Source organism: Anaeromyxobacter sp. SG64 (assembly GCF_022690745.1).
Classification (GTDB): Bacteria; Myxococcota; Myxococcia; order Myxococcales; family Anaeromyxobacteraceae; genus Anaeromyxobacter; species Anaeromyxobacter soli.
Map to the genome: position 1 here is coordinate 1 of NZ_JALCZB010000032.1, position 22,830 is coordinate 22,830.

Annotated in this window: 18 protein-coding genes; 11 read left to right on the forward strand and 7 right to left on the reverse strand. The window is 76.3% G+C overall.

The window, feature by feature from the left end:
• From MNZ29_RS11645 to MNZ29_RS11655, 3 genes are all read left to right on the forward strand, one after another.
• Window positions 1-435: NifB/NifX family molybdenum-iron cluster-binding protein (locus MNZ29_RS11645; RefSeq protein ID WP_277957263.1), on the forward strand; the 435-nt coding region annotated here is incomplete at its 5' end.
• Complete coding sequence (locus MNZ29_RS11650; protein ID WP_242355312.1) at window positions 432-782, forward strand: nitrogenase-stabilizing/protective protein NifW; 351 nt, start codon at window positions 432-434, stop codon at window positions 780-782. The genes MNZ29_RS11645 and MNZ29_RS11650, both read left to right, overlap by 4 nt.
• Before the next feature lie 23 nt (window positions 783-805).
• The gene (locus tag MNZ29_RS11655; RefSeq protein WP_242355313.1) at window positions 806-1,756 is read left to right on the forward strand and encodes a hypothetical protein; all 951 of its coding nucleotides are present in this window, start codon (window positions 806-808) and stop codon (window positions 1,754-1,756) included.
• 35 nt (window positions 1,757-1,791) lie between these two features.
• On the opposite strand, the gene MNZ29_RS11660 is transcribed toward MNZ29_RS11655, so the two are convergent.
• The 6 genes from MNZ29_RS11660 to MNZ29_RS11685 all read right to left on the reverse strand — a co-directional run bounded on the left by MNZ29_RS11660 (window position 1,792) and on the right by MNZ29_RS11685 (window position 7,637).
• Entirely contained in the window at window positions 1,792-2,649 is an 858-nt protein-coding gene (locus tag MNZ29_RS11660; RefSeq protein ID WP_242355314.1) for a putative selenate ABC transporter substrate-binding protein, read from the reverse strand.
• Between the two features lie 74 nt (window positions 2,650-2,723).
• A complete protein-coding gene (locus MNZ29_RS11665) occupies window positions 2,724-4,442 on the reverse strand; it encodes an ABC transporter permease (RefSeq protein WP_242355316.1) in 1,719 nt (572 codons plus the stop codon).
• On the reverse strand, window positions 4,439-5,932 hold the full coding sequence (locus MNZ29_RS11670) for a LysR substrate-binding domain-containing protein (protein WP_242338599.1): 1,494 nt from the start codon (window positions 5,930-5,932) through the stop codon (window positions 4,439-4,441). Before MNZ29_RS11670 ends, MNZ29_RS11665 begins: the two co-directional genes overlap by 4 nt.
• Before the next feature lie 163 nt (window positions 5,933-6,095).
• On the reverse strand, window positions 6,096-7,031 hold the full coding sequence (locus MNZ29_RS11675; RefSeq protein WP_242355318.1) for an aldo/keto reductase: 936 nt from the start codon (window positions 7,029-7,031) through the stop codon (window positions 6,096-6,098).
• Between the two features lie 14 nt (window positions 7,032-7,045).
• Window positions 7,046-7,396, reverse strand: coding sequence for a hypothetical protein (locus MNZ29_RS11680; protein ID WP_242355320.1), 351 nt, complete (start codon window positions 7,394-7,396; stop codon window positions 7,046-7,048).
• A gap of 91 nt (window positions 7,397-7,487) precedes the next feature.
• On the reverse strand, window positions 7,488-7,637 hold the full coding sequence (locus MNZ29_RS11685; RefSeq protein WP_242338605.1) for a hypothetical protein: 150 nt from the start codon (window positions 7,635-7,637) through the stop codon (window positions 7,488-7,490).
• A 116-nt stretch (window positions 7,638-7,753) separates the two neighbouring features.
• Here MNZ29_RS11685 and MNZ29_RS11690 point away from each other — a divergent pair, with 116 nt between their 5' ends.
• The gene (locus MNZ29_RS11690) at window positions 7,754-10,351 is read left to right on the forward strand and encodes an ATP-binding protein (RefSeq protein ID WP_242355322.1); all 2,598 of its coding nucleotides are present in this window, start codon (window positions 7,754-7,756) and stop codon (window positions 10,349-10,351) included.
• 184 nt (window positions 10,352-10,535) lie between these two features.
• On the opposite strand, the gene MNZ29_RS11695 is transcribed toward MNZ29_RS11690, so the two are convergent.
• The gene (locus MNZ29_RS11695; RefSeq protein ID WP_242355324.1) at window positions 10,536-11,261 is read right to left on the reverse strand and encodes a DUF72 domain-containing protein; all 726 of its coding nucleotides are present in this window, start codon (window positions 11,259-11,261) and stop codon (window positions 10,536-10,538) included.
• Between the two features lie 262 nt (window positions 11,262-11,523).
• Here MNZ29_RS11695 and MNZ29_RS11700 point away from each other — a divergent pair, with 262 nt between their 5' ends.
• The 7 genes from MNZ29_RS11700 to MNZ29_RS11730 all read left to right on the forward strand — a co-directional run bounded on the left by MNZ29_RS11700 (window position 11,524) and on the right by MNZ29_RS11730 (window position 22,791).
• Window positions 11,524-12,372, forward strand: a complete 849-nt coding sequence (locus MNZ29_RS11700) for a DUF2760 domain-containing protein (RefSeq protein ID WP_242355326.1) — start codon at window positions 11,524-11,526, stop codon at window positions 12,370-12,372.
• The gene (locus MNZ29_RS11705; RefSeq protein WP_242355327.1) at window positions 12,369-14,225 is read left to right on the forward strand and encodes an Hsp70 family protein; all 1,857 of its coding nucleotides are present in this window, start codon (window positions 12,369-12,371) and stop codon (window positions 14,223-14,225) included. Before MNZ29_RS11700 ends, MNZ29_RS11705 begins: the two co-directional genes overlap by 4 nt.
• Before the next feature lie 4 nt (window positions 14,226-14,229).
• Window positions 14,230-17,058, forward strand: a complete 2,829-nt coding sequence (locus tag MNZ29_RS11710; protein ID WP_242355329.1) for a hsp70 family protein — start codon at window positions 14,230-14,232, stop codon at window positions 17,056-17,058.
• Between the two features lie 204 nt (window positions 17,059-17,262).
• The gene (locus MNZ29_RS11715; RefSeq protein WP_242355331.1) at window positions 17,263-18,852 is read left to right on the forward strand and encodes a S8 family serine peptidase; all 1,590 of its coding nucleotides are present in this window, start codon (window positions 17,263-17,265) and stop codon (window positions 18,850-18,852) included.
• A 292-nt stretch (window positions 18,853-19,144) separates the two neighbouring features.
• Complete coding sequence (locus MNZ29_RS11720) at window positions 19,145-21,319, forward strand: bifunctional alpha,alpha-trehalose-phosphate synthase (UDP-forming)/trehalose-phosphatase (protein WP_242355333.1); 2,175 nt, start codon at window positions 19,145-19,147, stop codon at window positions 21,317-21,319.
• 22 nt (window positions 21,320-21,341) lie between these two features.
• The gene (locus MNZ29_RS11725) at window positions 21,342-21,500 is read left to right on the forward strand and encodes a hypothetical protein (RefSeq protein ID WP_242355335.1); all 159 of its coding nucleotides are present in this window, start codon (window positions 21,342-21,344) and stop codon (window positions 21,498-21,500) included.
• 214 nt (window positions 21,501-21,714) lie between these two features.
• Entirely contained in the window at window positions 21,715-22,791 is a 1,077-nt protein-coding gene (locus MNZ29_RS11730) for a YihY/virulence factor BrkB family protein (RefSeq protein WP_242355337.1), read from the forward strand.
• Window positions 22,792-22,830: the final 39 nt, after the last annotated feature.

The window sequence follows — 22,830 nt, forward strand, 5'->3', positions numbered from 1 at the left end:
CTCGACCGCGTCTCAGCCGTGCCCGCGGGGCTCTCGGCGCGCATCGCCGTCGCGACGCGCACCGGCGGCCAGGTGGACGAGCACTTCGGGCACGCCCGCGAGCTGCTCGTCTACGACGTGAGCCGCGCCGGCGCGCGCCTCGTCGGGCGGCGCGCGGTGGACCGGTACTGCGTCGGCGGGGAGGGGGAGGAGGACGCGCTCGCGACGATGCTGCGCGCGCTCGAGGGGTGCCGCGCGGTGCTCGTCGCCAAGGTCGGGCGCTGCCCCAGGGAGCAGCTCGCCGCCGCGGGCATCGAGCCGGTGACGGAGCAGGCGTTCCGCCCGATCGAGGCGGCGGCGCTCGCCTGGTTCGAGGGCTTCGCGGCGCGAGTCGCCGTCGGCGAGGTGGCCGCCCCGCCGGCGGTCGCGGCGGCGCCGCGCGCGGAGGTCGCGTGAGCCCGCGCGAGAAGGAGGGGGCCCCCGGCGCGGCGCTGCCGGCGCTGCCGGCGCTGCCGGAGCTCGAGGGGCTCGAGTCGGCGGAGGACTTCTTCGCGGCGCTCGGCGTGCCGTTCGACTCGCGCGTGCTCGCGGTGAGCCGGCTCCACCTCATGAGACGCTTCGGGCTCGCGATGCAGGCCTTCCTCCTCGAGCGCCCCGCCGCGAGCGAGGGAGAGCGGCGGGCCGCCCTGCGCGCCGCGCTGCGGGAGGCGCACGCGCTCTTCGCCCGGTCGACGCCGCTCGAGTCCGGGGACTTCGGCGTGCTCCGCGGGGCGCGGCCGGTGAAGCTCGGAAGGCGTGAGTGAGGCCGCCGGACTAGAACCGCGGGGTGCCCGCCCCGCTTCCGGTCGACCTCCTCGCCGCCGCCGACTGGAGCGTGAGCGAGCGGAAGCGCTGGCTCGCCCTCGCGCAGCGCGGCGCCGACGGCCGCTGGCGCGCGGGAGGGGCGCGCCCGGTCGGTCGAGCCGAGACGCTCGTCGCGCGGCTCGCGCGCCGGGCCGGGACGCGGCGGCGCGCGCTCCTCGGCCTCGACCTCCCGATCGGCGTCCCCGCGGCGTACGGCGCGCGCGTCGGGGCGGACTCCTTCCTCGCGTGGGCGCCCGGCCTGGGCGCGCCGCCCTACGAGGCGTTCTTCACGCCCGCCGCGACCGCCGCCGAGATCACGCTTCACAGACCGTTCTATCCGGAGCGCGCCCGCCGCGCCGGCGTGGTCCGGCAGGCGGAGCTCTGCGCCGCGCTCGGGGTGCCGGGCTTCGACGCGCTCCGGCGTGCCTGCGACCGCGCCCGCCCGGGGCGGCGCGCGGCGGAGGCGCTCTTCTGGACCGTGGGCGGGAAGCAGGTCGGAAAGGCCGCGCTCGCAGGCTGGCGTGACGTCGTCCTGCCCGCGCTCCGCGACGCCCGCGCCGCGATCTGGCCGTTCCAGGGCGAGCTCGCGACGCTGCTGCGACCCGGCGCGGTGGTGCTCGCGGAGATCTACCCGGCCGACGCGTGGCGCCGCCTGGGCGCCGCGCCGGTCTCGAAGCGCGATCCGGCCTCACGGCTCGCCGCCTGCGCCGCGCTCGGGCGCTGGCTCCGGGCGGCGGGGGTCTTTGCCTCGCGCCGGCTGTCCACCCAGCTCGCGGAGGGGTTCGGTCGCCGACCGGACGGCGAGGACGCGTTCGACGCGGTGGTCGCGCTGCTCGGGATGCTCGACGTGGTGCTCGGCCGGACCGCGCTGTTCGAGCCCGAGCAGGAGGCGCGCGCGGTGGAGGGGTGGATCCTCGGGCTCGATCCGGGGTGAGCTCTCGAGCTCGGGCGGACGAGACGGGGCCCCGCTCAGTCCTTCAGGAGCCCCGCCGCGCGCGCTGCCTGCTCGATCGCCGCGTAGTTCCCGGGCGCCGTCGGGATGAACTTCTTCGTGCGCTGGAGGTCCAGGATCTTCCGGTGCTCGGGGTTCGCGTAGTCGAGCGCGAGGAAGGCGGCGCGGAGCTGCTCGACGACCTTCGGATCGAGGTCGCCGCGGACCGTCCAGCTGTAGTCGTGGAACTCGGGCGTGGTCCACAGCACGCGGACCTTGGTGGGATCGATCTTCTTCTCGTCGAGGAGGCGCTGCCAGATGGACTCGTTGAGCGCGCCCGCGTCCACCTTGCCGGCCTCGACCCACTTCGCGGTCACGTCGTGCGCGCCGGAGTAGGCGACCTTCGCGAAGTCCTTGTCCGGGTCGAGACCGTTCTGGAGCAGGAAGTAGCGGGGCATGAGGTGGCCGGAGGTGGAGCTCACCGAGCCGAACGCGAAGGTCGCGCCCTTCAGGTCCTGGAGCCTCTGCGCCTTCGAGGCGGCGGGGACGATGATCTTGGAGTGGAAGCGGGCGTCCTCCTCGCGCTGTACGAGCGGGATGGCGGTGCCGGTGCGGCGGCGGGCCTGGACGAACGTGAAGCCGCCGTACCAGACGAGGTCGAGCTTGCCGGCGGCGAGGCCCTCGACCGTGGCGGCGTAGTCCGTCACCGGGGTGAACTTCACCGGCCGGCCGACCGCCGCCTCGAGGTACTTCCCGAGCGGCTCGAACTTGCGCAGGAGCTCGGTGGGCGACTCGTCGGGGATGGCGGAGACGCGGAGCGGCTCCGCGCCCGCGGCGGAGAGCGGGAGGAGCGGAAGGACGAGGGCGAGGAGGCGGCCGAGACGGTGCAGGTGCATGGAAGGCTCCTGGCGCGCGGCGGACTGCCGCGCGCCGGACGAGGGTTCCGGGACGACGACGACGGGAAGGTCCTTCACCACGCGTCCACCACCGCCGGGACCGCCGGCTCGGGGCCTTCCTCGGCGCGCTCGGAAGGGCCTTCCACGAGCCGCCGCCGAAGCGCGCCGGAGAGCAGGTCGACCGCCGTGACGAGCAGCACGATCACGAGCAGCAGCGTGAGGGTGCGGTGGTGGTGGAACAGGCTCAGGGAGACGTGCAGGAGCCCGCCCAACCCGCCCGCGCCCACGACGCCGAGCACCGCGGAGGCGCGGATGTTCACCTCCCAGCGGTAGAGCGTGTAGGCGACGAGCTGCGGAAACGCCTGCGGCAGGACCGCGAGCGCCGAGGCCGCTGCGTCGCTCGCGCCCGCCTCCCGCAGGGCCGCGAACGGCGCGGTGGGGACCTCCTCGAGCGCCTCCGCGTAGAGGCGGCCGAGGACGCCCGCGGTGTGGACGCCGAGCGCGAGCGCCCCCGCGAACGGGCCGAGCCCGACCGCGAAGATGAGGACGAGCGCCCAGAGCAGCTCGGGCAGCGTCCGGCCCAGGTTCAGGATGCCGCGGGCCGTCCACGCGACGGCGGCGAGCGTCACGCCACGAGCGAACGCGGGGCGGCCGCCGCCCGCGAGCACGTGGAGCCGGAGGGCCGCCGGGTACGCGAGCAGGAGCCCGAAGAGCGCGCCGAGCGCCGTGCCGAGCACGCTCACCGCGAAGGTGACGACCGCGGCCGGCGCGAGCTGGCGCAGGAACGCGGGGTCGAGGTCGGGCGGCCACAGCGAGGCCGCGAAGCCGCCGACGCTCGCGAGGGCGGAGGGGGAGAGGACGTCGCGCCAGGACAGGTCGAGCACCCGCGCCGCTCCCCACGCGGCGAGCGCCCAGATCGCGAGGCCGAGCGCACGGGCGCGCAGGGCGCCGAGCCCGAGCGGGAACAGGCCACGGCTCCGGTGGATGCGGCGGCGCACGAGCTGGGAGAGGAGATCGACGCCGGCGACCAGCACGAACAGGGCGATCACCATCGCCGCGACCTCGTCGTACGCGAACATCTTGAGCGAGAGCTCGAGCTGCACGCCGAGCCCGCCCGCGCCCACGAGCCCGAGCACCGCCGAGGCGCGGAGCGCGCAGTCGAACCGGTAGAGCGTGTAGGAGGCGAGGAGCGGGACCGAGCCGGGGAGCACGCCGAACGCGAACGCGCCGAGGGGCGGCGCGCCCGCGGCGGAGAGCGCCGCGGCGGGTGCCCGCGGCGCCGACTCGAAGATCTCGGCCATCACCTTGCCGAGCACCCCCGCGTAGCCGACCCCGATGGCGAGCACGCCCGCGAGCGGCCCCATCCCGAACGCCCGGACGAACACGAGCGCCCAGACGAGCTCGGGCACCGAGCGCATGAGGTTCAGGAGGACGCGCGCCGCGAGCCACGCGGTGCGGCGGGGTGCGGCCGGCGGATCGCCCGGGGTGGCGAGGACGCGCGGCGAGACCGCGAGGAACGCGAGCGGCGCCGCGAGCGCGAGCGCGAGCGAGATGCCGAGGAGGGCGATGGCGACCGTCTCGGCGAGCGGGCGCGCGAGGGAGGAGAGAAACGCGGCCGAGTGGGCGGGCGGCCAGAAGCCGCGCGCGAAGTCCGCCATCGCCCGGCGCGCCCCGGGCGCGAGGAGCGCGCCGAGATCGCCGCCCGCGATGCGATAGGAGACGACGACGGCGGCCGCGAGCGCGAGCCCCGGCCAGGAGAGGAGCGCCGGGAGCGGCGGGCGCCGCGCCCTCACGCGCCGCCCTCCGCGCCGGGCCTCACGGCGGCCCGGGCGACCTCGACGAAGCGCCGCGCCGCCGGCGACGGCGTCGCGTCGCGCCGCCACGCCACGAAGAGCCGCCTCGGGATGCGCACCCCGTCGATGCGGAGCGCGCGCAGGTGCCCGCGCTCGAGCTCCTCCCGGACGGCGAGCCGGGAGGTGAACGCCACGCCGACGCCCGAGAGGACCGCCGCCTTGAGCCCCACGAGCGTCCCCACCTCCAGCGCGACCGCCGCGGGATCGAGCGGCACGCCGAGGTTCGCGAGGTGGTCCTCCACGACGGCGCGCGTGCCGGAGCCGGCCTCGCGCTCGACGCGCGGCAGCCGGGCGGCGAGCGCGGGAGGGATCGGCTCGGCCGGGAGCCCCTCCTGCGCGGGCGAGGCCACGAGGACGATCTCGTCCTCGACCAGGTCCTCGAAGTGGAGCTCGGGGTGCGGTGAGCGGGCGCCGACGAAGCCGACCTCCACGTGGCGCGCCAGGAGGTCGGCGGTAACCTCTGCCGAGTCCTTCACCGCGAGGCTCACCCGCACGCCCGGGTACGCGCGTACGAACGCGCGGACCGCGCCGGGCAGCAGGAACTCGCCCGGCGTGTTGGACGCGCCGAGGGCGAGGACGCCGGCTGGCGCGGCCGGGCTCGGGGTGCGGGGCGCCGCCGGGGATGGGCTCACCGCCGCGCCCTTGCGGGAGGCATAGAGGCGCGAGAGGTCGTCGAGCGTCAACGCCGCGACGGGCGCGTCGAACGCCACCGCCCCGTCGCGCAGCCCCACCACCCGGGTGACGATGGGGAGGAGCGGCTCGAGCCGGTGGGTGGAGACGACGAGCGTGCGCCCGGCGAACGCGCGCCCGAGCAGCGCGGCGATCTCCACCGCGCGCGCGGGGTCGACCGAGGCGACGGGCTCGTCCGCGATGACGATCTCGGGATCCTGGTACAGCGCCCGCGCGATCGCCACCCGCTGCTGCTCGCCGCCGGAGAGCCGATCCACCCGCTCGTGGAGCCGCTCGGCGATGCCGACCTCCGCGAGCACCGCGCGGACGCGCTCCGCCTCGGCGCGCGAGACGAGCGCGGCGAGCGCGCGCGCGAGCGACATGCGCCCGAGCCGCCCCGCGACCACGTTCTGCATCACGCTCGCCTGGGGGACGAGGTGGAGCTGCTGGTGGACGGTGCCGATCCGCGCGCGGACGGCGCGGAGCGCGCGCGGCGCGAGCCCCGCCACGTCACGCCCGAAGAGCTCGACCGCGCCGCACGACGGCGCGAGGGAGGTGGCGAGCAGTCGCAGCAGGGTGGACTTGCCGGCGCCGCTCGGGCCCACGACGGCCACGCGCTCGCCCTCCCGGATCGCGAGCGACAGCGGGAGCAGCGCGTCGCGGCGGCCATAGCGCTTCCCGGCGCCGGTGAGGGCGAGGGCGGGCACCGGGACGGCGGAGGCGCGCACGGGCGCGCGAGCGGGCGCGGGCGCCTCGCTCATGGCGCGCTCGCGCGCCGGGCTCGCGGCGCGTCCGGTCCGGGGGCCGCGTCCCGCCGCGCGAGGGGGCGCACGGGAGCGGCGGCCACGCGGGCGGCGAGGAGGGAGCGCATGGGACCATGTCTTATCGGGCGCCCGCCGCCCGCCGCAACCACCGCGTCGGTCCTCACGGCTCCCGCGCAGGCCGCGGGTCCCACCACACCTCTCCCTTGCCGCGGATCGCCTCCGCCGCGCGCCTGCGCGTGTCCGCGCGCTCGTCCGCGCTCATGGGCCGAAACCCCTCCGCCGCCGCGAACGCGGCGTCCTGCTCGTTCGGGAACGACAGGCCGAGCAGCGCCACGTCCGGGTCGAGCGTCAGGGTGTAGCGCAGGCACTCCTCGACGGAGAGGCGCGGCAGGGCAGGGGCGGCCGTGTCGGCGCCGCCGGAGGAGACCTTCCCCCGCGGGCGCTGGGCGAGCGGGCGACCGTAGCCCTCGGTGTCGCCGACGAGCTTCCCGGCGCCGAAGGTCTTGAAGCAGACGGTGCCGACGCCGCGCGCCTTCGCGGCGGGCAGGATCTCGTCGACGTAGCGCGGGTGGCAGTACGGTCCCACCGGGAACATGACCACGTCGCACAGGCCGGAGGCGAGCGCGTCGGCGAGCACGTCCGGGTGGTGCGACGAGATCCCGCGGAACCGCGCGCGCCCGCGGGCGATCTCCTCCGCGAGCTCCGCCATCGCCCCGCCGGGCGCCTTCGCGCGCCGCCACGCCTCGGGCTCCGAGCAGGAGTGGAGCACGAGGAGGTCCACCGACGCGACGTCGAGCCTGCGCAGGCTCTCGTCCAGCTGCGGCGCGACGGGACGGTCGAGGTGGTCGATCTTGTCGACGAGGAGGACGCCCGCGCGTCGGCCGCGGAGCGCCTCGCCGACGATCTCCTCCGAGTAGCCGTCCTCGTACATGGGCGCGGTGTCGACGACGTTCAACCCCGCGTCGAGCGCGCGCCGCAGCGTCGCGACGCAGCGCTCCTTCGGGACGGAGCGATCGGCGAGATCACCTGCTCCGAGGGCCGTGGCGACGAAGCCGGTGCGGCCGAGCGCGCGCCGGGGCGTGAAGCGGCGGGCCATGCGCTCGTCGCCGACTACTTGCGCTTGCGGAGGACCTCTATCCGGACGACCTGCAGCTCGTCGCCGGTCCGGTCGAGCGACGCCCGTACCTCCTCGCCGCGCTTCAGGTCCGAGAACTTCCCCGCGGACCCGTCGATCGTGATCTTCGCTTCCTTCGCGACCTTCACCTGCGTCGTCGCGTCGCCGGCGTCGAGCACGATCTCGCGCTGCGCCTCGTCCACGTGCGCGATTCGCCCGCGCACCTCCTGCTGCTGCCGCGGGGCGGCGCTTGCGGCGCCCGGCGTGCCGCCCTGCGCGGCGGCGGTTCGGGTCCAGCCGGCGGCGCCGAGCACCAGGGCGACGGCGACGAAGAGTCTCGCGTGCATGGGGTCTCCCTCCGAGAGGCTCACGATGCGCGCGCCGCGGAGGGCGCGCACGCCGGGGGGGAGGCGACGGGACGGACGCCCGCGCGTCGCCTCACCGCAGCATGCCGAAGAGCATCACCGCGAAGAAGACGGGCACGAGGAGCGCGACGACGCCGCCCACGACGAGCGCGGTGATGACGGCCGCGCGCGCCGGGCCGCTCGTGGGGAGCTGTCCCGGAGGCGAGCGCTGGTCGGGCTTCACGCCGCCATCCTAGCCGATCCCGGCGCAGGCGGCGGCCGGTCCTCGTGTCCCACGGCTGCTCGCTTGTGCGCCGGCGAGCCGAGCGCTCAGAATGTACGCGCTCCAGGGGGGGTGCCGTGTCCAAGTTGCTCGCGAGCCTGCGCGTTCGCCTGCTGTTCCTCGTGCTCGTCGCCGTCGTCCCCGCGCTCGGGATCCTGACCTACGCCGCGCGCGAGCATCGTCGGCTGCTGGAAACCGGGGTCGAGCAGGAGTCGCACGCGATCGCGCGGCTCATCGCCGAGCGAAACGGCCGCGTGATCGAGCGTGCGCGCGGGGTGCTCATGGGCATCTCGCGGCTGCCGAGCGTGCGCGCGGCCGACGCCGAGGCGTGCTCGCGCGACCTCGCGCCGCTGGTCGCCGGCGCGATCGACCTCGGTAACCTCGGCGTGGTCGCGCTCGACGGCGAGTACTTCTGCCGGGGCGGCGGCGGCCGGCGCGTGAACCTGCTCGACCGCGACAACGTCCGCGTGCCGCTCGAGACCGGCGAGTTCGCGGTGGGCGCGTACCGCGTCTCGCGCTCGCGTGGCGTGCCGACCGTCGGGCTCGGGCTCCCGGTGCGCAGCGACGAGGGCCGGGTCACCGCGGTCGCGATCGCGATGCTCGACGTGGCCACGCTCCAGCGCGACCTCGACGACATGGACCTCCCCGAGGGCGGGGCGGCGGTGGTGCTCGATCGCGACGGGACCATCCTCGCGCTGCGCCCGTACGACGTGCGGCAGGTGGGGACGAGGCTGCCACCCGCGCTGCACGCGGGAGCGATGGAGGACCGCGCTCGCCGCGCGGTCGGGCCGGACGGCGTGGAGCGGATCTACGGCTTCCACGACGTGTGGGCGGGGCCGGGGCCCGCGGTGCTGCACGTGGCGGCCGGCGTCCCCATCGCCGCGGCGTACGCGCCGGTGAACCGCATCCTCCGGCGGACCTTCCTCGCCTTCGGCGGGATCGCGCTGCTCGCGCTCGCCGCCGCGGGCATCGCCGGCGAGCGGCTCCTCGTCCGCAAGCTGCGGGCCCTCCTGGCAGCGGCGCGCCGGATCGCCGCCGGCGACTACTCGGCGCGGGTGGGCCTGGAGCCCGGGCGCGAGGAGCTCGGCCAGCTCATCGGCGCGTTCGACGAGATGGCCCATTCGCTCGAGTCGCTCTCGCGGCAGAACCGGCTCATCCTGGACTCCGTCGACGAGGGGATCCTGGGGGTCGACCGCGAGGGGCGCATCGTCTTCGCGAACCCCGCCGCGGCGCGCGCGCTCGGGCGGAGCGTCGAGGAGCTCCTCGGCCAGGACGGACACGCGGTCGTCCACCCGACCCGGCCGGACGGCTCGCCGATCCCCGCCGCCGAGTGCCGCGTCCTGGCGGCGATGCGCGACGGGAGGGTCCGGCACGGGGTGGACGAGGCGTTCCGGCGGCGCGACGGGAGCGCCTTCCCCGCGGAGTTCGTCGCCTCGCCCCTCGTGGACGGCGGCGCCATCGTCGGGCTCGTGCTCGCCTTCCGCGACGTGGGGGAGCGGCGCCGGCTCGAGGAGCAGCTCCGCCACTCCCAGAAGATGGAGGCGGTCGGGCAGCTCGCGGGCGGAGTCGCCCACGACTTCAACAACCTCCTCACCGCCATCGTCTCGTTCGCGCGGCTCGTCCAGGAGGCGCTCCCGCCGGGCCACGAGAGCCAGCCCGACGTGCGCGAGATCCTCGTCGCCGCGGATCGCGCGGGGACGCTCACCCGGCAGCTGCTCGCCTTCAGCCGCCGCCAGCGGCTCGCCCCGCGCGTCGTGGACCTCGCGGGGGTCGTGCGCGGGATGGAGCCGATGCTGCGGCGGATCCTCGGCGAGACCGTGGCGCTCGAGGTGGCCGTCCGCGCGCCGGGGACGGTGGTCGCCGATCCCGGCCAGCTCGAGCTCGCGGTGCTGAACCTCGCGGTGAACGCGCGCGACGCGATGCCGGACGGCGGCCGGGTCGTCATCGAGGTGGACGAGCGCGCCGCGCCCGAGCCGAGCGCCGACGACGGGGCGCTCCTTCCCGGGCCCGTCGCGCTGCTCTCGGTGCGGGACGGCGGCGTGGGCATGGACGACGCGACGAGGGCGCGCGTGTTCGAGCCGTTCTTCACGACGAAGCCGCTCGGGAAGGGGACCGGCCTCGGTCTCTCGACCGTGTACGGGATCGTCTCGCAGAGCGGCGGCGCCATCCGCGTCCGCTCGGCGCCCGGCCAGGGCTCCGAGTTTCGCATCCTCCTGCCGCTGCACGCGGAGGAGGCGGCGCCCGAGCGCGAGCTGCGCCCAGGGCCCGCGGCGGGGGGCCCCGAGACGATCCTGCTCGTCGAGGACGACCCCGCGATCCGGGCGGTCGCGCGGCGCGCGCTCGACGGAGCCGGCTACCGGGTCGTCGACGCGGCCTCCGCGGAGGCGGCGCTCACCGCCGCCGACGCGCTCCAGGGACCGCTCCACCTGCTCGTGTCGGACGTGATCCTCCCGGGACGCAACGGCTGGGACCTGGCGCGCGCGCTCGAGGAGCGCCGCCCCGGGGTCCGCGTGCTGTTCGTGTCCGGGTATGCCCGCCACGCCTCCGGCGTCGCGCTCGTGCCCGCCGACGCTCCCTTCCTCGCGAAGCCGTTCGCGCCGGACGACCTGCTCCGCGCCGTGCGGAGCGCGCTCGACGCCCCGGAGCGGCCCGCGGCCGCGGCCGGGATCAGCTAACGGCTATCCTGATTCGCGACCAGGCGAGCGAAGCGAGCCCGCCGGGGCGACGCCGCGGAAGCGGCGAAGCCGCTCGCGGCGGCGCACGGGACCCGGCTGTAGGGGTGGGGCATCGATCGGAACGCGCGCACGAGCGCGCGGAGCTTCGCTCGGCGGGGCGGGGGCGCAGCCGGCGCAGCCCCCGTTAGAAATGAGCCGTGGGGTACCGCTCTGCGGGCGCGACGAGCGCGGCCATCCGGAGCGCGTACTCCGGGCCGCGCGCCGCGTCCTCGTGCTTGAAGAACACGAACGCCTCGTCCCAGCGCTGCGCGAGCACGCGCTCCGCCCAGCCCGCGAGCTCGGCGTCGCCGTAGGTGGTGCGGCGCAGGCGCAGGTAGCCGAAGGACGCGGTCGCCTCGAGCGGCGTGGTCGCGTCGTCCGTGTCGGCGATGCACAGCGCCGCGCCCGCGTCGGCGAGCGTCCGGCGGACGTCCTCCGCCTGCCAGCTCTCGTGGCGGAACTCGAACGCGATGCGCGCGCCTGGCGGGACGAGCTCGAGGAGGTCGCGCAGACGCGCCACGTCCCGCTCGAACGTGGGAGGGAGCTGGAACAGGACCGGGCCGAGCGAAGGACCGAGCTCCACCGCGGCGCGGAAGAAGCGCGACACCTCCTCGCCGACGCCCTCGATCCGCTTCTGGTGCGTGATGCGCCGCGAGGCCTTGAGCGCGAACGTGAACCCGGCGGGGACCTGGGCGCGCCAGAGCGCGAGGGTGGACGCGACAGGCATCCGGTAGAACGTGGCGTTCACCTCGACGGTCTCGAGCCGGGTGGCGTAATGGCCGAGGAACCCGCGCGCCGGGAGCGCGGGAGGGTAGAAGCGCCCCTTCCAGGCGGGGTAGCTCCACCCGCTCGTTCCGGTGCGCACGCGCATCGCTCTCCGATACGCAGGGACGAGCGCCCCCGCCGCCCCTCGCGACGGGACGGCTCCCACGGAGCAGCGTCCTGGCGAGCAGGCGCCCGATCGCCGCGGGAGGCGGGTGGCGGCTGGACCCTCGGTAGGTCCCCCCCGAAACGCTCGACAGCGGGCCGGAGCCGGTGCAGCTTTCTTCGGATCTCCGCCTTCCAGCGGTTCGGGGGCTCGCGCCGGACGGCGCCGGCCCGCGGTCGCGTCACCACTCCCCGGAGCAACACACGTGCAGGGTCCCGACCTCTCGCCCATCCAGCGTCTCGTCCTCGCCTTCTATGCCTTCTTCGCCATCCTCTTCCAGGCCGACGTGGCGGCCGCGTTCTACCGCGTGCGCGAGGCGCGCCGAGCCGGCGCGCCGCTGCCCGAGCCGACTCCGGGGACGCCGCCGCGGGTGACGGAGCTGCCGAGCGCGCCGCCCGCGCCCGCGGGCGCACCGCCGCAGGCGAAGGCGACGGCCCCGGCGCCGGCGGCGAAGCCCGTCGAGCTGCCGAAGACCGTCGAGCCGCCCAGGCCGGCCGAACCGCCGAAGGGCATCGAGGCGCCGAAGCCCGTCGCAACGGCGAAGCCCGTCGGGGCCCCGAGGCCGGCGGAGGGCGCGAAGGTGGCGCCCGAGGCGGCGAAGCCGGCCGCCCCCGCGGTGGTGAAGGCCCCCGAGCCGGTCCGCGCGGTCGCCGCGCCCGTTGCGCCCGCTGCGCCCGATCCTCGCGGTGCGCTCCAGCTCCTCGCGGTGCTCCAGCGAGAGGGCCGCCTCGTGGACTTCATCGAGGAGGATCTCTCCGGCTTCCCCGACGCCTCGATCGGCGCCGCGGCGCGCACCGTTCACGCCGGGTGCAAGCGGGCCATCGAGGAGTACTTCCGCCTCGAGCCCGTGTTCCGGGAGCCCGAGGGCGCGCGCGTCACCGTCGCTGCCGGGTTCGATCCCGCCGCGATCCGGCTGACGGGCAACGTCGTGGGCGCCGCGCCGTTCCAGGGCGCGCTCCGCCACCACGGCTGGCGCGCCCGCGAGGTGCGGCTCCCGCTCGCGAAGGACGGGGGCGATCCGACGCTGGTCGCCCCCGCCGAGGTCGAGCTGTGACCCTCGCGGTCGGCATCGACCTCGGCACGACCCACACCGCGCTCGCGCACCGGCCGCTCGACGGCGACGGCCCCGTCGAGGTGTTCGAGATCCCTCAGCTCGTCCGGCCGGGCGACGTGCGCCCCCGCGCGCTCCTCCCCTCGTTCCTGTACCTCCCCCACGCAGAGGAGCTGCCCGAGGGCGCGACGCGCCTGCCGTGGACGCCCGAGCCTCCGGCGTTCGCGGTGGGCGAGCTCGCGCGCAGCCTCGGGGCGCAGACGCCCATCCGGCTCGTGTCGTCCGCGAAGAGCTGGCTGTCCCACGCGGGCGTCGACCGGCGTTCCGCGACGCTCCCGGCGGGCGCGCCGCCGGAGGTGCCGCGCGTGTCCCCGCTCGACGCGTCGGCGCGCTACCTCGCGCACCTGCGCGACGCGTGGGATCACGCGGTCGCGCAGGGCGATCCGGCGCGGGCGCTCGCCGCGCAGCGGGTGACGCTCACGGTGCCGGCCTCGTTCGACGCCGTGGCGCGCGAGCTGACCGTCGAGGCGGCGCGCCAGGCGGGGCTGCCGGACGTGGTGCTCCTCGAGGAGCCGCAGGCCGCCCTCTACGCGTGGGTCGAGGCGATGGGCGACCGCTGGCGCGAGGCGGTGCACCCCGGCGACCTCGTCCTCGTGGTGGACCTCGGCGGCGGCACGACCGACTTCAGCCTCATCGCGGTGGTCGATCGCGGCGGGGACCTCGGGCTCGAGCGCGTGGCGGTCGGCGACCACATCCTGCTCGGCGGCGACAACATGGACCTCGCCCTCGCGCACGCGCTCTCGGAGAAGCTCGCGCGCGAGGGCCGCAAGCTCGACCGCTGGCAGCTCGTCGCGCTCACGCACGGCGCCCGCCAGGCGAAGGAGGCGCTCTTCGGCGACGAGAGCCTCGCGGCGGCGCCGGTCGCCGTGCCGGGCCGCGGCTCCTCGCTCGTGGGGGGCGCGCTCCGGACCGAGCTCACGCGCGCGGAGCTCGTCGACGTCCTCGTGGACGGGTTCTTCCCGCGGGTGGACGTCTCGGCTGCCCCCGTCGCGGCGCGGCGCGTGGGGCTCACCACCCTCGGGCTCCCCTACGCCGCCGATCCGGCGGTGACCCGGCACCTCGCGGCGTTCCTGACGCGCCATCGCGCCGGCCTCGCGGGCGCGAGCGCCCCGGTGCCGCTCGCCGGCGAGGCGTTCCTGCACCCCACCGCGATCCTCTTCAACGGCGGCGTGATGAAGGCGGAGCCGCTCGTCGGCCGCCTCCTCGAGGTCGTCGGCGGGTGGCTCGCCGGTGAGCGCGCGCCGCCGCCGCGGGTGCTGCCGGCGGCGGATCCCGATCTCGCGGTGGCGAAGGGCGCGGCGACCTACGGCCGCGTGCGCGCCGGCCACGGCATCCGCATCCGCGGCGGCACCGCCCGGGCGTACTACGTCGGCGTCGAGGCGGCGACGCCCGCGGTGCCGGGGCACGCGCCTCCCATCCGCGCGGTGTGCCTCGCGCCGATGGGCATGGAGGAAGGGACGACCGCCGATCTGCCGGGCGAGGAGATGGGCCTCGTCGTGGGCGAGCCGGTGCAGTTCCGGCTCTTCGGCTCCACGAGCCGCCGCGAGGACCGGCCGGGCGACGCGGTCGAGGACGAGACGGAGCTGGAGGAGGGGACGCCGGTCGAGACGACGCTGCCGCCCGACGGGCGCGCGGCGGGGGAGGTCGTCCCGGTCCGGCTCCGCGCCCATGTGACCGAGATCGGCACCCTCGAGCTCGAGTGCGTGGACCGCGGCGGCAAGGCCTGGCGCCTCGAGTGGAACCTGCGCAAGGCGCCGGAGGGCGCGAGCGAGGCGGAGGCGGGCGCGCCGGCGTGAGGCGATGGCGGAGGCGCGCTACCTCGTCGGCGTCGACCTCGGCACGGTGAACTCCGCGCTCGCCGCGGTGGATCTCGCGCGGGAGGGCGACCTCGCGGACGCGGTCGAGCCGTTCGCGATCCCGCAGCTCGTCGCGCCCGGCGAGGTCCGGGAGCGCCGCCTCTTGCCTTCGTGCGCCTACCTGCCGGGCCCGGAGCTCGCGCCGGAGGCGACGCGGCTCCCGTGGGGCGAGCGTCCGGTGGTGGTGGGCGAGCTCGCGCGCGAGCAGGGCGCGCGGGTGCCGGGCCGGCTCGTCACCTCCGCGAAGAGCTGGCTCGCGAACCCGCGCGCCGATCGGACCGCGCCCATCCTCCCCTGGGGAGCGCCCGAGGGCGTGCCGCGCCTCTCCCCGGTGCAGGCGTCGGCGCTCTACCTCGGCCACCTGCGCGACGCGTGGGATCACGGCCACCCGGGCGCGCCGCTCGCCGCGCAGGAGCTGGTCCTCGCCGTCCCGGCCTCCTTCGACGAGGTCGCGCGCGAGCTCACCCTCTCCGCCGCGCGCGCGGCCGGGTTGCCGCGCGTCGTGCTCGTCGAGGAGCCGTCGGCGGCGTTCCACGACTGGGCGAGCCGCCACCGCGCCGCCCTGGCGGCCGCGGGCGCGGGCGAGCTCGCCGGCGAGGTGCGCCCCATCGCCAGCGGCGGGATCGTCCTCGTGGTGGACGTCGGCGGCGGCACGACCGACCTCACGCTCGTGCGCGCGGAGCTCCAGGGCGGGCGCCCGGTCTTCACCCGGCTGGCGGTGGGAGATCACCTCCTCCTCGGCGGCGACAACGTGGACCTCGCGCTCGCGCGCGCCGTGGAGGCGCGCCTCGGCGAGCGGCTCGACGCGAGCCGGTTCGCCTCGCTCGTGCACGCCTGCCGCCTCGCGAAGGAGCGGCTCATGACGGAGGGCGGCCCGGAGGCGCTCCCGATCGCGGTGGTGGGCCGCGGCAGCCGGCTCGTCGCGAGCGCCGTGTCCGCGGAGGTCACGCGCGAGGAGGTGCGGCGCGTCTTCCTCGACGGGTTCCTGCCTCGGACGGGCGCGGAGGAGCGGCCTCGCCGGGCGCCGCGCACCGCCGGCCTCGCCGAGCTGGGGTTGCCCTACGAGCCGGAGCCGGCCATCCCCCGCCACGTCGCCGCCTTCCTCGCCGCGCACGCAGCGGAGGCGGGCGCGAAGGGGGGGCTCGCGCGCCCCGACGCGATCCTCGTGAACGGCGGGGTCTTCACGCCGCGCGAGGCGCGCGATCGCCTCGCCGCGATCGTCTCCTCCTGGTTCCCGGGCGCGCCGCCGGTGACGGTGCTCGCGAGCCCCGCGCTCGACCTCGCGGTGGCCCGCGGCGCCGCCTACGCCGCCCTCGTCCGGCGCGGCATCGGCCTGCGCATCGGCGGCGGCAGCCCCCGGGCGTTCTACGTCGGGATCGCCGCGCCGGAGGGCGAGCGCGCGCTGTGCGTCGCGCCGCGCCACCTGGAGGAGGGGTCGCGGGTCGCGGTCCCGCGGCCGTTCGCGCTCGCGCTGGGGCGTCCGGTGCGCTTCCCGCTCTTCGCCTCCGCCCGCGCGCGGCTCGAGCGCCCGGGCGACGTGGTCGAGGTCTCGGACGACCTCGTCCCGCTGCCGCCGGTCGAGACGGTGCTCCGCGCCGAGGGGTCGGCGGCGGGCGAGGTGCCGGTGAGGCTCGAGGCGGCGCTGACCGAGATCGGCACGCTCGAGCTGTGGTGCGCCGCGACCGACCGCGACGCGCGCTGGAAGCTCGAGTTCTCGCTGCGGGCGCTCCGCCAGGCCGAGGACGAGCGGGAGGGCGGCGCGGGCCAGGCGAGGAGCGAGGTGGGGCAGGCGCCCCGCAAGCTGGAGGAGGCGCGCGCCCAGGTCGAGCTCTTCTACGGGAAGCGGGCGGCCGTCGAGAAGAAGGAGGTGAAGGGGCTGCCGCGGGCGCTCGAGAAGCTGCTGGGCCCGCGCGAGGCCTGGTCCACGCCGCTCGTCCGCGAGCTCTGGGCGGCGCTGCACGCGGGCCGGGCGCGGCGGCGGCGGAGCGCCGACCACGAGCGGGTCTGGCTGCAGCTCACCGGCTACTGCCTGCGCCCGGGCTTCGGCGCACCGCTCGATCCCTGGCGCGCCGGCGAGACCTGGAGCGTCTGGGCCGAGGGCCTGCAGTACCAGGCCGACCCGCGGGCCTGGGCAGCGTGGTGGGTCATGTGGCGGCGCATCGCGGGGGGCCTCGACGCCGTCGCCCAGGGGCGGCTCTTCGACGCGGTCGCGCCGTTCGTCCGGCCGCGCGACCCGCGCAAGCCGCCGCCGAAGGTGCCGGGCGTGAAGCCGGAGGCGGTGGACGAGATGGTCCGGCTCCTGGGCGCGCTCGAGCGGGTGGAGCCTCGCCGAAAGGTCGAGGCAGGGGAGTGGCTCCTCGCGCGCGTCGAGGCGGAGGGGCCGGCGCCGCACCTCCTCTGGTCCGTCGGGCGGCTCGGCGCGCGCGTGCCGTTCCACGCGAGCGCGCACCTCGCGGTGCCCGCCGAGGCCGCCGCCGCCTGGACCGCCCGGCTCCTCGCGCTCCCGGTCCCGCGCCGCGAGCTCGTGTTCCCGCTCGCGCAGCTCGCCCGACGCAGCGGCGATCGCGTGCGCGACGTGCCCGAGGAGCTCCGCGCCCGCGTGCTCGCGGCCCTCGCCGAAGGCGGCGCGCCGGCGGAGACGTCGCGCGCGGTCCGCGAGGTCGCGGAGGCCTCCGAGGAGGAGGAGCAGCGGATCTTCGGCGAGAGCCTCCCGGCGGGGCTGCGGCTCGTGGAAGCCGCCGCCTCCGAGGAGCAGGCGCCGGGCGTGACGTAGGGGGCGGCGTCGCCCCGTCGGGCTCGTCGTCGCGAGTATTCCCGGAGGCGCGCGTCCGATCGGGTTCACGCGGAGCGCATCGGCCCCGCGCGGGGGGATTGAGTCCGCTGCCGTCTCCCATGTCACACTGCCCGGACGCTGCTTCGCGGCAGCGCCTCGGTGAGTCGCCAGGACTCGCGCGCAAACCCTCACAGGAGAGAACACGTGAACGGACACAAGCTCTGCGGTGCAGTCGTCGCCGCGGTCCTCGCAGCAGCCGGTCCGGGCCTGGCGTCGGCGGCCCAGGCGGAGGGCCGCTACATCGTCGCCTTCAGACCGGGCAGCGCGGCCGGAGCGAACGCGGCGCTGCGCGCGGCGGGGGCGCGGGTGGTGCTGTCGCTCGGGCCCCAGAACGCGGCCGCCGCGGTGATCCCGGATCGCGCCGTGGACGCGCTCGGCCGGAACCCGAACATCGAGTACATCGAGGTGGACGCGACCCGCGAGCCGTACGCGCTCTGGAACGACGTCGCGACGGGGAGCGAGACCCTGCCGTACGGGATCCAGATGGTGCAGGCGAACCTCGTCACCTCGACGAGCGCCGCGAGCCGCAAGGTCTGCATCATCGACTCGGGCTACTCCTGGCAGCACGAGGATCTGAAGGATCCGACGACGGGTGACGTGACCGCGAACACGACCGACACGGGCTCGGGGAGCTGGGACAAGGACAGCTGCGGCCACGGCTCGCACGTCGCCGGGACGATCTCCGCGATCGCCGGAAACGTGGGCGTCGTGGGCGCGAACCCGGGCGTCCTGCTCCACATCGTGAAGGTGTTCGGTGACAACGCGCTCGTCGACGGCGGCAACTGCGGCTGGACCTACTCCTCGACGCTCGTCGACGCGCTCAACAAGTGCGTGGCCGCCGGCGCCAACGTGGTCAGCATGAGCCTCGGCGGCGGCGCTCGCAGCCGCACCGAGGACCGCGCGTTCGCGAACGCCTACAAGCAGGGCGTGCTCAGCATCGCGGCGGCGGGGAACGCCGGGAACAAGACGACGTCCTACCCGGCCGGCTACGACTCGGTGATGTCGGTCGCGGCGGTGGACGCGAACGAGACGCACGCCAGCTTCTCCCAGACGAATCGCGACGTGGAGATCGCCGCGCCCGGCGTGGCGGTCCTCTCCACGGTCCCGTGGTACGACCGGAACTCGCTCGCGGCCGACGGCGTCGCCTGGTTCGGGGGGCGCATCGAGGGCGCCGCCCGCACGACGGGCGTCTCGGGCAACGTGGTGGACGGCGGCCAGTGCACGGCGCCGGGCGCGTGGGCGGGCCGGGTCGTGCTGTGCCAGCGGGGCACCAACTCCTTCGCCGACAAGGTGAGCAACGTCCTGGCCGGCGGCGGCGTCGCGGCCGCCATCTACAACAACGTCACGAGCGACGCGACCTGTGGCGTCTTCAGCGGCACGCTCGGCACGGGCGTCACGTCGAGCCTCCCGGCGATCACCCTGAGCTGCCAGGACGGCGCCGCCGCCCTGGGTCACGCCGGCTCGAGCGGGCTCGTCGTGAGCAGCTTCGAGGCGCCCGCGAGCGGCTACGAGGCCTGGGACGGCACCTCGATGGCCACCCCGCACGTCTCTGCGGTCGCCGCGCTCGTCTGGAGCTGCAACCCGGCGTGGACGGCGGCGGATATCCGCAACGCGCTCGACGCGACCGCGAAGGACGTCGGCGCCGCCGGACGCGACACGAGCTACGGCTACGGCATCGTCCAGGCGAAGGACGCGCTCGTGAGCCTGGGGCTCGGGAGCTGTCAGGTGAGATAGCCTCGCCTCGCGAGGCGAGATCGGATCGAAGGGGCCACGCGCGCTGCCGCGTGGCCCCTTCTTCGTCCGGGCCGATCCTCGGGCGACGAGCGCCGGGGGCGTTCCCGGACCTCTCGGAGGTGCACGTGTACTCGCCCTCCGTGCCCCGGCGCGACCTCGGGAGGCCCGCCGGCGACGCACCCCCCGCGCGCGCGGCCCTCCCGTGGCGGGACCTCGCGATGGCAGGCGGCCGGGCACGGCCCGCCTTAGCTTTCCAGAGAAGGCGCGCTCCGTCGCGCCGCTTCGCCGCCGGATGCCCCGCCTCCTCATCGTCTCGAATCGCCTGCCCGTGACCGTCAAGGCCGAGGACGGCGCGGTGTCCGTCGCGCCCAGCACGGGCGGGCTCGCCACCGGCATGAGCGGCCCGCACGAGCGGCTCGGCGGGCTCTGGATCGGGTGGCCCGGGGACCTGACGGGGCTCTCGGCAGACGGGCGCGCGGAGGTGGAGCGGCGGCTCGCCGAGCTCCGCCTCGCCCCGGTGGCGCTCTCCCCCGAGGAGGTCGCGCGCTACTACGAGGGCTACTCGAACGGCGTCCTCTGGCCGCTCTTCCACTACTCGGTCGCGCGCCTCCCGCAGGAGGTGCGCGACTTCGACGTCTACGAGGCGGTGAACGCGCGGTTCGCCGACGCCGTCGCCGCGCACCACCGGCCGGGCGATCTGGTGTGGATCCACGACTACCAGCTCATGCTCGTGCCCCGGCTCCTGCGCGAGCGGATCCCGGACGCGCGGATCGGCTTCTTCCTCCACATCCCGTTCCCGTCCTCGGAGATCTTCCGCGTGCTGCCGCAGCGCGAGCGAATCCTCGAGGGGCTGCTCGGCGCGGACCTCGTCGGCTTCCACACCGCCACGTACCTGCGCCACTTCGCGTCGTCGGTGCTGCGCCTGCTCGGCGCCGCGAGCGAGGTGGACCGGATCCCCTGGGGCGAGCGCGAGGTGCGGCTCGGGGTCTTCCCCATGGGCATCGACGCGGCGCAGCTGGCGGAGCTCGCGGAGACCCCGGAGGTGCGGGCCGTCGCGCACGCGCACCGGGTGCCCGGCGAGCAGCTCCTCGTCGGCGTGGACCGGCTCGACTACTCGAAGGGCATCCCGCGCCGCCTGCTCGCGTTCGAGGCGATGCTGCGCGCGCACCCCGAGCTGCGCGAGCGCGTCCGGCTCGTGCAGGTCGCCGTCCCCTCGCGCGAGAACGTCGAGGCCTACCGCGAGTACCGCGACGAGGTGGACGCGCTGGTCGGGCGCATCCACGGTGAGTTCGCCACGCCCGCCTGGTCCCCCATCCACTACCTGTACCGGGGGCTCTCCCAGGCCGAGATCGTCGCCCTCTACCGGGCGGCGGACGCGGTGCTCGTGACCCCGCTGCGCGACGGGATGAACCTGGTCGCGAAGGAGTTCGTCGCCTCGCGGCCCGACGGCGACGGCGTCCTCGTCCTCTCGGAGCTCGCCGGCGCCGCCGCCGAGCTCGCGGAGGCGCTCCTCGTGAACCCCTACGACGTCCAGCAGACGGCGGCCGCCTTCCACCGCGCGCTGACGCTGCCCGAGGAGGAGCGCAGGACGCGCATGGCTGCACTGCGCCAGCGGGTGTTCGGCTACGACGTCCACGCCTGGACTCGCGCGTTCCTGGCGCGCCTGGAGCGGGTCGGCACGCCGGGCGAGGCGCTCGCGCTCTCGCCGCCGCAGGCGGTCCGGTCGCTCGTGGAGCGCGCCCGGGCGGCGCCGAGGCTGGCGCTGCTCCTCGACTACGACGGCACGCTCGTCCCGTTCGCGCCGACGCCGGAGCTCGCCGCGCCGGACGGCGCGCTGCTCGATCTGCTCCGTCGCCTGGCGGCGCGGCCGCGGACCCAGGTGGACGTCGTGAGCGGCCGCACGCGCGGCACGCTCCAGCGCTGGCTCGGCGCGCTCCCGCTGGGTCTCCACGCCGAGCACGGGTTCTGGTCGCGCGCGCCCGGCGGCGAGTGGCAGGGCGCCGAGGTGCCGGCCGTCGCCTGGCGCGAGCCCGTGCTCGCAGTCCTGCGGGAGTTCGCGGAGCGGACGCCCGGCTCCGTTGTCGAGGAGAAGACCGTCGGGGTCGCGTGGCACTACCGCACCGCCGATCCCGAGTACGCCGCCGCCCAGGCGAAGGAGCTCACGCTGGACCTCCGGGCGCTCCTCGCGAACGTGCCGGTCGAGATCCTCCCCGGAGACAAGGTCATCGAGGTGCGGCCCCAGGGGATCCACAAGGGCCGCGCGGTCACCGCGGCGATCGGGCGCGCCGGCCCGGAGGCGCTCGTGGTCGCGCTCGGGGACGACCGGACCGATGAGGATCTCTTCGCGGCGCTGCCGCCGGGGAGCGCGGCCGTCCACGTGGGCCCCGGGCCCAGCCGGGCGCCGCTCAGGATCGCCGACTTCCGGGCGGCGCGGGCGCTGCTCGCGGACATCGCCGACGCGCGCTGACTCGCGGGTATGATGCTGCGGCATGCTCCGCATCAGCTGGCCGCTCGCCTTGCTCGTCGCCGCCGTCATCGCGATCGTCGCGCGGAAGCCGCGGCTGTTCGTGCCGGTCGTGGTCGTGTTCCTCGTCTGGTTCCTCGTCGAGTCCGCGGCGGGCCGGCGCGGACGCTCTCGCCGGCGCTGACGGCTCGCGCGGGGAAGCCGGCCGCCACCTCCCGGGCCGGCCTGGGCCTCGTCGAGGGGTGCGTCCGGGCGCACGCCGGCAAGGGCGGCGGCCGGGCGATCCGCGTCCAGGGTGCGGGGCGCCGGTCCGGGCCGAGCGCGACCCCGGCGGGCGCGGATGACCAGATTTCCGGTGCGTCGAGGGGGGGTGCGCCGTGCGTCTGCCGGGAAAGGGAATGAGCTGGAAGGAGTTCGGGAAGGGTCTCGCGTCCGAGCTGTCGAAGGACCAGGTCACGGACATCGCCGCGACGGTCACGTACTACGGGGTGCTGTCGCTGTTTCCCTTCGTGCTGTTCCTCGTCGCGCTCGCGAGCCTCGTCATCCAGCCGTCGGACGCCGAGCGCATGGTGCAGGAGCTCGGGCGCGTGGCGCCCGGTCCGGTGACGCAGATCATCGGCGATCGGATCCGGGAGCTCGGCCAGCAGCAGAACGTCACCCTGCTCGGCTTCGGCGCCGTCGCCGCCGTCTGGGCCGCGTCGGGCGGCGTCACCGCGCTCATGCGCGCGCTGAACACCGCCTACGACGTGAAGGAGGGGCGGCCGTTCTGGAAGGTGCGCGGCCTCGCGATCCTCATGACGCTCGTGTCGGGCGCCCTCGCGCTCGTCGCCGCGCTGGTGGCGGTCGCAGCGGCGCCGCTCGCGGAGTGGCTCGGCGGGCCGATCGGCACCGCCATCACCTGGCTGCGCCTGCCGGTGGCGGGCCTCCTCATGATGCTGCTCTGGGCGCTGGCCTACTACGTGCTGCCCGACGTCGAGCAGAAGTTCCGGTTCATCACCCCGGGTTCGGTGTTCGGCGTGGTCGTGTGGGTGCTCGCCTCCTGGGGGTTCTCGAAGTACGTGACGAGCTTCGGCAGCTACGACAAGACGTACGGCCCGCTCGCCGGCGTCATCGTGCTCCTGCTCTGGATGTGGATCTCCGCGCTCGTGATGCTCGTCGGCGCGGAGGCGAACGCCCTCATCGAGCACCGCTCGCCGGAGGGCAAGCGGCAGGGCGCGAAGCGGAAGTCCGACACGGGCACGACGCCGGCCGCCGTCCTCCCGGGCAAGGAGCCCATCCCGACCGGCGCCGCCCCCGGGGCGGCCGCGGCGGCCGGGGTCGCGCCGACCGCCGAGGGCGCGCTCGCCCGGGGCGGGGTCACGGAGCCGGCCTACGCGCGCGGCGGTCCCCCGCACGATCGTCCGCGCCTGCGAGGAGTCATGGCGATCGCCACCGGCTTCGCGGCCGGGGTGCTGCTGGCGCGCCGTCCGTCCTGACGAGCCGCGGCGCGGGCCGGCGGGAGGTGCGCTCCGCGC

Bases quoted from the DNA above. Each gene is read 5' to 3' on its own strand.
- MNZ29_RS11660 (WP_242355314.1), bottom strand. From the start codon at position 2,649: ATGCACCTGCACCGTCTCGGCCGCCTCCTCGCCCTCGTCCTTCCGCTC.
- MNZ29_RS11670 (WP_242338599.1), bottom strand. From the start codon at position 5,932: ATGAGCGAGGCGCCCGCGCCCGCTCGCGCGCCCGTGCGCGCCTCCGCC.
- MNZ29_RS11675 (WP_242355318.1), bottom strand. From the start codon at position 7,031: ATGGCCCGCCGCTTCACGCCCCGGCGCGCGCTCGGCCGCACCGGCTTC.
- MNZ29_RS11680 (WP_242355320.1), bottom strand. From the start codon at position 7,396: ATGCACGCGAGACTCTTCGTCGCCGTCGCCCTGGTGCTCGGCGCCGCC.
- MNZ29_RS11695 (WP_242355324.1), bottom strand. From the start codon at position 11,261: ATGCGCGTGCGCACCGGAACGAGCGGGTGGAGCTACCCCGCCTGGAAG.
- MNZ29_RS11710 (WP_242355329.1), top strand. From the start codon at position 14,230: ATGGCGGAGGCGCGCTACCTCGTCGGCGTCGACCTCGGCACGGTGAAC.
- MNZ29_RS11720 (WP_242355333.1), top strand. From the start codon at position 19,145: ATGCCCCGCCTCCTCATCGTCTCGAATCGCCTGCCCGTGACCGTCAAG.
- MNZ29_RS11725 (WP_242355335.1), top strand. From the start codon at position 21,342: ATGCTCCGCATCAGCTGGCCGCTCGCCTTGCTCGTCGCCGCCGTCATC.
- MNZ29_RS11730 (WP_242355337.1), top strand. From the start codon at position 21,715: ATGAGCTGGAAGGAGTTCGGGAAGGGTCTCGCGTCCGAGCTGTCGAAG.